We start from the raw sequence: 11,511 nt of genomic DNA on the forward strand, positions 1-11,511 counted from the left end.
TATTTTTTATTTCAGCAGCATATCTGCCGCTTTGACCGGCGTTTCTGCTATGAAGTCAGCCCCTGCTCCGTTGAGCTCCTCTATCGAGCCGTAGCCCCAGAGGATACCCATACATTTCAGACCTGTTTTGTGGGCGCCTTCAACGTCCTGTTTACGGTCGCCAATCATAAGCACACGGCTCCTGTCGGTGATACCTGCCTGAGCGAGGACATATTCAATTACCTCGTCCTTATAGTTGCGGGTACCGTTGATATTGGCACCGCCTACTATTTCAAAGAACTGAGAAAGTCCGAACCTTTCAAAAATGCGGACTGCGTATACCTCAGGCTTGCTTGTGGCTACCATAAGCCTTTTGCCTGCGTTCTTCAGTCTTTCCAGCATTTCGGGGATACCGTCGTAAACGCGGTTCTCGAAAAGTCCTGTTACAGAGTAACGTTCGCGGAATATCCTTACAGCCTCGTTTACCTGCGCTTCGTTCATGCCGCAGAACTCAGCGAATGACTGATACAGCGGCGGTCCGAGAAATTTATTTGTATCCTCGGGGACTTCATAGCCCATTGTTACGAGAGCGTGTTCCATACATTTAAGTATGCCCTCGGTAGAGTCGGTAAGAGTGCCGTCAAGGTCGAAAAGCAATGTATCAAAATTATCTGTCATGTGTGCAGTTCGATGTCGTGCCAGTCGTCCTTATCGGAAATAAGCCATTCGAGACCGCGTCTGCGCTCGAATACCACATCGCCTTCAAGGTCGCCTATAGGACATTTTTTGTCGATATGTTCATTCTGTACCACAGCCCAGTGATAACGGTAATAGAGATCAAGCATATCAAGTATCTCGTCTGTGCTTCTGAGAGAGCATCTGCTCTTGAAATCGTCGAAGTCCTCACACTGAGAAACTGCGCGGATAGCCGCTGTGCAGTCGCATATGCTGCTTGCATCGGTGATATCCTCAACAAGTCCAACTGCCCATAACAGTGACCAGTAGCACTCGTACTCCCATACGACATCTGTGATATCCTGCTGAGAGCCCTTGCCGTTTACGACCTTCTGCTCCTTTGCATTGAGGCAGTCCTCAACACCGAAGTGCTTTATAAGGTTTACAAAGATGTCTGTCTCATCTGTTTTGTTCTCGCCAAGCTCTATACCTATCTGAGTGCAGAGCAGAGCAGCTATGGCTCTCTTGCATATATCGTCAAGGCTTCTGAGCTTTACCTGAGAAGCGTCCTCGATGAGAGGAAGGTTTTTGTTTATGCCAATTCCCTTTTTCTTTAATATCTTTTCTGAGCGTTCTTTTCTTTCTGAAGGTGTCATGATTTACCTCCTTTAGGGGAAAGTGGTGGTATTGGGTTTATATCAGAGTGCTGCGATCTGCTCCTGAAGGGCTTTGTCCTTGGCGATAACGCCGTCAGCCATTGCCTTCTTCTCGGCAGCAAGCTTTGCAGCAAGCTCATCATCGGCGATAGCAAGCATCTGTACAGCAAGTACAGCCGCATTCTTTGCACCGTCAATGCCAACTGTAGCAACAGGTACTCCCGGAGGCATCATTACTGTAGCAAGGAGAGCGTCAACGCCTTCAAGTGCCTTTGACTTCATGGGGATACCGATAACGGGAAGTGTTGTATGACCTGCAACAACACCTGCAAGGTGAGCAGCCATACCTGCGGCGCATATGATAGCTCCGAAGCCGTTAGCCTTTGCGTTTGAAGCAAAGTCAGCAGCCTCAGCGGGAGTTCTGTGCGCACTCATTACGCGGCATTCAAATTCAACGCCGTACTTCTTGAGCTCTGTAAGAGCTGATTTTACAACAGGGAAGTCGCTGTCGCTTCCCATGATAACTGCAACTTTTTTAGCCATTTTTCATTTCTCCGTTTCTTTATTTTTATTCATATGATCTTGCAATACACATGAAGGTATCGTTGTTTTGCTCTTCGGCGGGATAATTTTCTTCCCGTGGGGTCACCATAAGGAACATTACTATACCGGAATTATTCCATATATAGATATTATCTGTTTCGCCCGAGTCGTTTTGCGGTTCACCGTATACGGCTTTGAATTTAGCGGCAATATTATGGAACGGTCTGTCGATATCGTCGAAATCGCAGCGAACATCATAATAATCAATATTTCCGTCAACGTGCTGCACTCCAAGCTCGTATCCGTATGAAAGTATGATGTCTTTACCATCGTTAAATTCGATATAAAGTGAAAAAGGAAGCTCTGTACCAAAGGCATCGTCCTTGTCAAAATTCCATTCATAGAACGAAGTGCTGCCTCTTTCCTCGGAGGTAGCAGGTTCCTTTCCTATAAGGGAAAAAGCCTCGGATTTTTTAACGCCTTTATTCAATTCGGAAAACAGACTGCCTTCTGCAATTATATCCGACTCCGACAGATCATCGGATACTGTTGTTTTTTCTTTAGCAGCAGCCAGTATCTTTGTCATGAAGTCATCGCCCGATACCGAGAGAGTGACTTTTCCTGTTCCGCTGTCGGGATAATGGAAGGCTGAAAGGTTAAGATATCCGAAAGCATTGTTCCAGCTGACATTACCTATGCAGTTTTCTTGCTTATCGTCAGAATCATAATGGTCACCGTAGTGCTTATGCACCTGCTCGAAAAGCTTATCATAAACAGCCTTTATCTCTTCCTCGGAATGTTCCTTTGAAGGAGTATCATTTTTGTCCTTGACTCCGAAATTATATCCCATGCTTATAAGCTCGCCGTCGGGAATGAATGTGAAAAACTCATAGCCCTCCATATCCGTATCAAGGTAAGGAACACTTTCAAAGGGAACTGTATAATATATGAGCTCAGGACCGTTATCAAGGAATTTTTCAGCCTTGCGCCCGTAATCGTCACCGATAACAGCCTGTAACTCTTCCTCGGTCATGCCAAGTGATATATCGGGGAATATTCTGAATTCTGTACCGAGCTTATCGGATACTTCGGTATTTTCTTCGGTTTCAGCTTCTGCGGTTGTTTCTTCTTCGGAAGCAGTGGTGATCTCCTCGTCTGTTTCGCTGGAATTATCCATACTTCCGCAGGCAGTTGTGAGAAGCATTATAAGTGCGCATAAAAGAGCAGTTTTTTTCTTCATACATTACCTCCCTCAGTGAGCCTGCTGATCGCTGTTTGCCTCTGCCGGCTGTTTTGATTCAGCCGCTTTGATAGGATAAGAAAGCTCATTGGGAATAAAATTGCCCGAGATAACACGGAGCCCCTTTTCGGGAGCGTAGGTGAATTCCACAACAGCCTTGTAATCGGCTCTGGAATACTGTGCCTTTTTATCTGCGCCCTTATAGTTTGCAGATATATTAGCGGTTATATAAACCTTGTAATGACTGATGCCGTCATCTGAGGTAGCGTTATATACCGACAGCTCTGACAGCTTCATAAGCTTTTTTGATATAACAGAGTGATCCTGCGGAAAAAGTGTAAGGAAAACCGCTGACGGTTCCGCGCCGATATCCGAAAGCAGGCTGCTGTCGCCAGTAAAGGCGTATTCGAGATACTTTTCGACGGCATTGCTCATTTTTTCGAGTGTGGAAACACTCAGGTCGGAAAGCAGATACTTGTTTGTGACCTCGATATTACAGGAGCAATCCATTGCCTTGCAGTTTACGGAAGCATTCCTTAAAATAAGGTCACCTGCGGTAACGGTATAGCTGTACTCTCCCTTTTGGGTTTTCAGGATCAGTTCGTTTTTGTCGGTGCTTTTGTCGCTGCTTTTTTTATTGATTATGTTTTCCTTATCTTCGGTATCGTATTTTTCGTAAGAAGTCCATGGGTTTGAAAAGCAGGGATTGAAGTTCTGGTCATATATCACATAGGTGTTATTATCAGCCGATCTTGCAGCGTATAATGTACGTGCAGGGAACTTCAGGGCTTCTATTTGTGAATACACGAAGGGCACGGAAATATTGCCCTCATAGTCTATACAGCCCATAAGCTTTTTTCCGCGCATCTGCTTTGAAGCGATGCACAGGTCGCTGTCTGTGAATTCTATCTCCTGCCATTCGGGATACACGATAACACGTTCATTGCTGTCGATCATACCGTAATGACCTGCGCTGTCGGTAAAAATGTGGTTGCCTGCGTGAGCCGGCTCCAGTTTTTTTGCAACAGCAGGCTGAGTTCCGCTCAGCTCCGTAGCAGGATTGGCATTTGAATAGAAACGGGTGATAGCCACAGCGAGGACTATAATAACGATAAACAGTACGGAGACTACAAGTCTCATATGCTTAGTCAATGTCTCCGCACCTCCTCGGGATCATTTGCTCTCATCGTCAGATTTCTCTGACTTCGGGGCGTTGTTCTGCTGTTCAGCCTTGCGTTTTCTGTAGATGTCCTCTGTTTCCTTGGTTATATATATAGGACGGTTCTTGGCTTCGAGGTATGTCTTTGAGAGATACTGTCCGACGATACCGACGCTGAAGAGCTGTAATCCGCTGAAAAGGAATATAAGGCAGAGCAGTGTGGGGTATCCGTCGGGAGCGTCCAGCCAGCCGAATATTGAGCGGATGATCGTGATAACGATGAGTATGAACGCGATAAAGCAGGTGAGTATTCCCAGCAGTGAGGCTATAGCCAGCGGAGCTGTTGAGAAAGCCATGATACCTTCGAGGGAGTATTTGAACAATCCCCAGAACGACCATGAGGAAGTACCTGCGGGTCGTTCAACGTTTTCGTATTCTATGTATCGGGTATTGAAACCTACCCAGCTGAAAATTCCTTTTGAGAAACGGTTGTATTCCGTCATGTCAAGGATAGCGTCCACCATCTGTCTTGTCATGAAGCGGAAGTCCTGTGCGCCGTCAACGATCTCTGTCTGAGAGATCTTGTTCATTATCCTGTAGAAAAGTCTTGCGAACCATGAGCGTACCTTTGATTCGCCCTTTCTGCTGACACGGCGGGTAGTAGCACAGTCGAACTCGCCGTCCTTTACATAACTGTACATCTGAGGCAGGAATGACGGCGGATGCTGAAGGTCTGCGTCCATAACGACAACATAGTCGCCCTTTGCGTTTTTCAGACCTGCGTACATACCCGATTCCTTACCGAAATTACGGGAAAATGAAATATATCTTACACGTTTGTCCCTGTCTGCGAGGGAACGCAATATGTCAAGTGTTGTATCCTTTGATCCGTCATTGATGAACAGATACTCAAAGGTAAGCTCGGGATTGTCCCTGGACATCTGACCTGTTACCTTTGTGATCTCCTCATAAAACATGGGGAGAACCTCCTGCTCATTATAGCACGGAACTACTACTGAAACGAGCTTCACGTTTTTTCCTCCTTCAAAAGAAGCTTAATCGGCTCATAAAAAGAGTTTTTTTATCTGCCAATACACTATTAATAATACAACAAAATCACTGATAATGCAAGAGCAAATTGCAGGATTTAATAATTTTTTACGTCTATGTAAAATAATAGCCGACAAGGGCTATTATTTTGGTCTATCTGTTAGGAAAACGATTTTTCGGCGTATATGCGGTGATATTTTTTGATAAAATGAGCATTATCCCCATTACCTAATTTAACTTAAACAGTGTAGGAGAATTTTGACAAAAAAATCAATAACGATTTGTTATTTTCACCGAAAATTTTAAATTGGGTATAATTTGCTGCGTCATTTTTTTAGAAAGTGTTGATTTTTTTCAAAGTATCATGTATAATATACTTGTATAGTTGTTCGCATCATGCAGGTTTCGCGGCAGTTTTGCTGTTTTTCGCGGAAAGTCTGCCGCGATCTGGGAAATCGGCGGTCCGCTGCCGTAAAGCGGAGGCTGCAGTTGTCTGCGGTTGGGAGAGGACTATGGATATAACACTGGTAACTTCTTCGTATGATAAGGTCGTTCACGGTACTGATAACGATAAGAAGACCGGCTGTGGAATTAACCTTCTGAAGCCGGAAAATGTGACCCGTTTCCACAGAACTTCAAGAATGACAGACCTTAAAGAGATCACCTGTGAGAAATGTAAGGCAAGTCTTGCCAAAAAGCTCATAAAGGCTGATAAAAAAGAAATGGCACTCCTTCTCAAGGAAGAGAAGAAGCGTGAAAAGCTTGGTTACGGCGATGAGGGCATCGTTCCGCTGGGAAATACTACTGCAAGGATCACAAAGGATCCCGATGCGAGAAGAAAAGAAGAAGAGGCAAGACAAAAGGCTGCTGCCGAGGCAAGAGCTGCCGCAGAAGCCAAGAGGAAGGCAGAGGAAGAGGCTGCACAGGAAGCGATCGAGTATTACAATACTCCCGCTCAGAATAATGCTCAGCCCGAGGACAAAGCACCCGCAGGCAATATCCCCGGAACAGGGATACCTATGGACGAAAGTCTTGCACAGTTTGCAATAAATGTACCGCATGAAGAAGAAAATGCCCCTGCTGCGGCAGCAGCGGAGGAGGACGATTTCCTCGCTCAGTTCGCTATCCAGAAGCCTGATGCCGAGGCAGCTCCCGTTCAGGACAATACGGTAGCTCCCGAGGACGATTTTCTTGCACAGTTCGCAATACCTGCACCTCAGAATTCGACACTGCCCGGCGGTGAGCCTGCACCTGTAAATTACGGTACAGAGCCCGAAGAAATGGACGGTCTTGACTTTAATTACAATCAGCAGCCTGTACAGCCTGCTCCTGTTTACAGTCAGCCCGAACAGCCGATGCAGGGTCAGGGCGAAGAGGATATCATGCAGATGTTCTCTATAGACAATAACAATGCTCAGGAACCTGTATACGGTCAGCCCCCTTACGGTCAGCCTGTTTACGAGCAGCCTGTCTACGGCGGCGATCAGCCTGTTTACTACACAGAGGACGGACAGATAGTTCAGCCGTATATTGATCCTGCTCAGCAGTACATACAGCCAGATGCACAGTATATCCAGCCTGATATGGTATATCCTGCCGAGTCCTTACAGGGCGCAGAATATTACAATGCAGACCAGATGTACGGTTATGACGAGACTATCCAGCAGGGTGTCCCTGTATCAGCTCCCGTTTATCCTCAGTATGATGAGAATATGCCGAAGGAAATGGAAGAGCTTGATATCCCTGCTATAGATGATATATCAGCACCTATTCCAGAAGCAATACCTTCCGCCGAGAATATCGGAGCTCCTGCTTTCGACGAGATCTCTACCGTCGGAAATGCACCTGTTATCGATGACATATCAATGGTGCAGGAAACAGCTGCTCCAGGTGCCGTACCGACAGTTGAAGATATTGCAGTTCCAGCATTTGACGAAATACCCGCAGCAGGTCATGCAGCTGCACCGATAATCGATGATATCTCAGCCGCAGAGGATCTGACAGCACCGATGCTTGATGATATGCCTGTACTTGGCGATGCAGGCGGATCGGTGATCGAGGATATTTCCTCACAAACATTTAATGAGCCTTTAATGGCAGAAGAGGAGTATGATAATATTATGAGTGATTATAATTATGTAGCACCGGGCGCAGGTGCAAATACAAACGAGGCAGAGCAGCCAAAACAGCAGGCACAGCAGCCTCAGATAATAAAGGTGCCTCAGCTTGCAGGCTATGACGCAAACAATCAGCCTGTATACAAGTATGTTCAGATGAAGCTCGTAGGACGCGACCAGAACGGTCAGCCTGTATATGTTCCTGTAGGAGCACCACAGGCAGGTCAGGCTCAGAGACCGGCAGCTCCTGCTCAGCAGACAGCAGCACAGGCTCAGAGAGCAGCTGCAGCTCCTGTACAGCAGGGCGTTCAGGCTCAGAGACCTGTTGCTCCCGTACAGCAGGGCGTTCAGAGACCTGTAGCACCTGTACAGCAGGCTCCTGTAAAGTCGCCTGTTCCGAGAAAGCCTGTTCAGCAGAGCGGAATCCCATCTGCAAACATCTCAAAGATCGCTGTAAATCCACACAGCAAGTCTACTTCACAGGCATTCATCAACGCTATCGCAAGCTCAAAGGACTATGCTGACAAGAACCTTATCGAGACACAGGGTCTCAAGGCTAACAGCCCTGTTCTTACATCTGTTGAGGACGTTCTTTCCACGATGGGAGATGAGTCTGCAAAGAGACAGATGCAGGCAAAGGCTCAGGCACAGCAGAACGTTCCTGTATTCGATGAATACAAGGCTCCTCAGAAGAACAGCTACAGAGGCAGCTCAGCTCCGAGACAGCAGTCATCTTCAATGAATGATGCCCGCTATATGACAAAGGCAGAGCTCAAGGCTAAGAAGAAGCAGGATAAGATCGACGCTAAGTTCAAGAAGGAAATGTCCAAGAGAGGCTTCTGATCATAAAGAACTTGCGATGAAATGAGGAAAACCAATGGCAGAAAACAAGCTCCTCGAAGAGCTGAGAGCAAAGCTCACAGGCTCTCCCGAGCAAAATACTAAATTCCTTCGCGGCGAAGCAGAGCGCTTTGCCAAGGAGGGCAACGTAGAGGGCATGAATGCCGCTACAATGCTCCTTGTGGAAATAATGCCACAGGATCAGAAGGAGGAGGTCGAGAGACTTACTCATATCGACGGTCTGCGCCTCGACGAGATGCAGAATAAGATCGTAAAGCTCATAAATGAGAAGAATACGACAGAAGCCAAGTCGCTTGCAGAGCGTCTTTACAAGAAAATAATCATTGATTACAGAGAGGGCGAGGAGGCAAGATTTGTCTCACTCAGAAATCCCTTTGAGGATAATCTGTATCAGCTCAAATACAAGAAGGATCAGAAGGTGCTCAACCGCACTCCTTTCGATTTCCCGGCATATATCACTACATATGCATATCTCCTTGTAGAGACGGGCTCGCCTCTTGATGCCATACCTGTACTTGAAAAGGCTATCGAGTATAATCCCCTTGACTGCAACCCGAGATTCGAGCTTGCAGAGGTCTATAAGCTTCTTAAAAACAAGAGAATGCTTATAGAGACCACTAAGGAGACTCTTGAAGTAGCTGCTTCACCTGTTGCAATAGCAAGATGCTATGCAAATGTGGGCTATGCACTTACTGATTTAGGCGAATACGATGACGCAGTAGCGTTCCTGTCGGCAAGCCTTATCTTTGCTCCGCACCCTGCCATTCCATATGAGCTCAGAGATGTTGCAGAACGCAAGGGAAGTCCTATAAAGCCGCCTACTCAGGCAGAGATAAATGCGGCTATGAAGAAGTACGATATCCCTTACGGTCCGAATGAGGACGTTGTATCCGTTGCTGCTCAGCTTTCGGCGAATTACCTCATGGATAAGGATATACCTAATGCTCTTAAAGCGTTGAAGCTTACTTATAATCTTACGCGCGATGAAGAGATAAAGAAGGTTATCCTTAAATATGAACCTGATGCACGTATGACTAAAACAGGTGAAGATGAAGCAGATGAAAAGCCTGACATAACTCAGACGGTGAATAATTCACCCGAAGAATGAACAAGACGTTTCATAATGGTGTAATATACAGAATTGTCCCGATGCGGTATTTTACCGTGTCGGGGCAATTTTTTTTGCCATGAATAATCATTGTTTTTATGCAGATAATAGCTGCGGGAGATGATAAAATGAGCAGAAAAAAGAAAATTCCCGTACCTGAACCCGAAAAAGAGGAGTATATTTGCCCTTCGGCTTCGTGGGGAGACATGACGGGACATATTCCCGTTGCCGCAGAGGACAGCGTTCAGCGTGACTCATACGATGAAATGTACCCGCACCTGTCCGAATACGGGGGAAATAAAGACGAAAAATAAGGATAACTGCGGAGTTTTTCTCCGCAGTTTCGCTATTATGTACAATAAAAATATGATGATTTTGACATATGTTCCAAAATTTGTAAAACTACTTTATTTATTACTTAAAGCATGGTATAATAGTCAATGTTAATTTAATTCGTAATATAGATACGATAGGCTATATGCCTTAGAAAACTTTCTGACAGCTTAACAGAAGGGGGAGTCTTATGAAAAACGGAGTAAAGATGCTGGATATTGCCACAAAGCTTGGCGTCAGCGTCGTAACGGTCTCTAATGCACTGGCAGGCCGTGATGGAGTAAGCGAGCAGATGCGCAAGAGGATCTGCGAAACTGCCGAAAAAATGGGCTATAAGCCTTCAAATACCAAGAGCGAGAAAAGACGTATGTCCATACCGAAGGTGAGCAAAAATGTGGGTATTCTTACGTCTGAGCGTTTCGTCGGTGCGAGAGGTACATTTTATTGGGAGCTTACAGCGAGCATCTCTAACCAGCTTTCGCAGATAAATGTCTGCACAGTATACGAATGTATATCTGCTGACAACGAAAAGGACGGTATACTGCCGAATATGATCGTTGACGGTAAGGTTGACGGTGTTATAGTTATCGGACAGGTACACAGAAGCTACATAGAGATATTGAGCAAGCTGACTATACCGCTTATATTCGTGGATTTCTATGATAACCGATATCATGTTGATTCAGTCATATCCGACAGCTTCAACGGCGGATATATGATTACGGACTATCTTGTTTCCAAGGGACATCGCAAGATAGGCTTTTTCGGTACCCTTAACGCTACCAGCAGTATCAATGACAGATATCTCGGATATCTCAAGTGCGTTATGGAAAATGAGCTTGAATACCGCATAGAATGGTTAATCGGTGACAGAAACGAAAAGGGAATACTCAATGAAAAAATAGATTTTCCTGCTGATATGCCCACCGCTTTCGTATGCAACTGCGACGAGACAGCATTTCGCGTAATATCCGCTCTTAAAACTAAGGGTGTACGTGTTCCCGATGATATCAGTGTTGTAGGATATGACAATTATACAGTATCAAGTATATGTATTCCGACTATAACAACAGTGGAAGTTGACCTTGCAAAAATGGCTGAGGTATCTGTGGAAATCATGGCAAGGAAGCTATCTGACCCCACATACAGCGAGGGTACACGCATTATAAGCGGAAGGCTTATCGAGAAAGACAGTGTACTCGATATAAGCGGCAGCTACAACAGGGAGTGACAGAATGATACTCCGTAACTTTATAGGCCATTTTAAGACTGTTCAGCAGCACAGACATCAGGTATTTATAAACTGCGTGAAAGCAGGCATACCGTGGCGCGGATTTGTCCACGATCTGTCGAAATTCTCGCCAACTGAGTTTATTCCGGGGGTGATGTATTTTCAGGGCAACCGCAGTCCTAATGAGCGCGAAAGAGAGGTCTACGGCTGTTCAAGGGCGTGGATGCATCACAAAGGACGCAATCGTCATCATTTTGAATACTGGACGGACTATAATCCCGAAACAAAGCGTATGGAGCCTGTGAAAATGCCTGATATCTTCATTTTTGAGATGTTCTGTGACCGTGTGGCAGCTTCAAAGATATATAACAAGGAAAAGTACAATAATTCGATGCCGCTGGAGTATTTCCTCAGAGCGAAGCCTAAGAGGATAATTGAAAAGACGACTGCGGCAAAGCTGGAGTTTCTGCTGACGATGCTGCGTGACAAGGGCGAGGACGAGGTGTTCCGCTATATCCGCAGACAGGTCAGAAAAAGCCGTCGTTAAGAGGCGCAGCAG

The 11,511-nt window shown here is 45.8% G+C and carries 11 protein-coding genes; 5 read left to right on the top strand and 6 right to left on the bottom strand.

Going from position 1 to position 11,511, the window contains the following annotated elements; translation table 11 throughout:
• Positions 1-6: 6 nt before the first annotated feature.
• From BUB28_RS11320 to BUB28_RS11345, 6 genes are read right to left on the bottom strand one after another with little or no spacing between them, the layout of a single operon-like run.
• A complete protein-coding gene (locus BUB28_RS11320; RefSeq protein WP_072951500.1) occupies positions 7-657 on the bottom strand; it encodes an HAD hydrolase-like protein in 651 nt (216 codons plus the stop codon).
• Entirely contained in the window at positions 654-1,310 is a 657-nt protein-coding gene (locus tag BUB28_RS11325; protein ID WP_072951502.1) for a DUF4272 domain-containing protein, read from the bottom strand. Before BUB28_RS11325 ends, BUB28_RS11320 begins: the two co-directional genes overlap by 4 nt.
• A 42-nt stretch (positions 1,311-1,352) precedes the next feature.
• Entirely contained in the window at positions 1,353-1,853 is a 501-nt protein-coding gene (purE, locus tag BUB28_RS11330; protein WP_072951503.1) for a 5-(carboxyamino)imidazole ribonucleotide mutase, read from the bottom strand.
• A 25-nt stretch (positions 1,854-1,878) separates the two neighbouring features.
• A complete protein-coding gene (locus BUB28_RS11335) occupies positions 1,879-3,093 on the bottom strand; it encodes a hypothetical protein (RefSeq protein ID WP_072951505.1) in 1,215 nt (404 codons plus the stop codon).
• Between the two features lie 12 nt (positions 3,094-3,105).
• Entirely contained in the window at positions 3,106-4,245 is a 1,140-nt protein-coding gene (locus BUB28_RS11340; RefSeq protein ID WP_072951506.1) for a WG repeat-containing protein, read from the bottom strand.
• Positions 4,246-4,266: 21 nt separating this feature from the next.
• Positions 4,267-5,283 (bottom strand): glycosyltransferase family 2 protein, encoded by a 1,017-nt coding sequence (locus tag BUB28_RS11345; protein WP_072951508.1) that lies wholly within the window; start codon positions 5,281-5,283, stop codon positions 4,267-4,269.
• Positions 5,284-5,814: 531 nt separating this feature from the next.
• Here BUB28_RS11345 and BUB28_RS11350 point away from each other — a divergent pair.
• The 5 genes from BUB28_RS11350 to BUB28_RS11370 all read left to right on the top strand — a co-directional run bounded on the left by BUB28_RS11350 (position 5,815) and on the right by BUB28_RS11370 (position 11,499).
• Positions 5,815-8,262, top strand: a complete 2,448-nt coding sequence (locus BUB28_RS11350) for a hypothetical protein (RefSeq protein ID WP_072951509.1) — start codon at positions 5,815-5,817, stop codon at positions 8,260-8,262.
• 34 nt (positions 8,263-8,296) lie between these two features.
• Entirely contained in the window at positions 8,297-9,388 is a 1,092-nt protein-coding gene (locus BUB28_RS11355) for a hypothetical protein (protein WP_072951511.1), read from the top strand.
• A 128-nt stretch (positions 9,389-9,516) separates the two neighbouring features.
• The gene (locus tag BUB28_RS11360) at positions 9,517-9,702 is read left to right on the top strand and encodes a hypothetical protein (protein WP_072951513.1); all 186 of its coding nucleotides are present in this window, start codon (positions 9,517-9,519) and stop codon (positions 9,700-9,702) included.
• Between the two features lie 209 nt (positions 9,703-9,911).
• The gene (locus BUB28_RS11365) at positions 9,912-10,952 is read left to right on the top strand and encodes a LacI family DNA-binding transcriptional regulator (protein WP_072951514.1); all 1,041 of its coding nucleotides are present in this window, start codon (positions 9,912-9,914) and stop codon (positions 10,950-10,952) included.
• 4 nt (positions 10,953-10,956) lie between these two features.
• The gene (locus tag BUB28_RS11370) at positions 10,957-11,499 is read left to right on the top strand and encodes a DUF5662 family protein (protein ID WP_072951516.1); all 543 of its coding nucleotides are present in this window, start codon (positions 10,957-10,959) and stop codon (positions 11,497-11,499) included.
• Positions 11,500-11,511 lie beyond the last annotated feature (12 nt).

It is taken from the genome of Ruminococcus flavefaciens, assembly GCF_900143025.1.
GTDB lineage: Bacteria > Bacillota > Clostridia > Oscillospirales > Ruminococcaceae > Ruminococcus > Ruminococcus flavefaciens_I.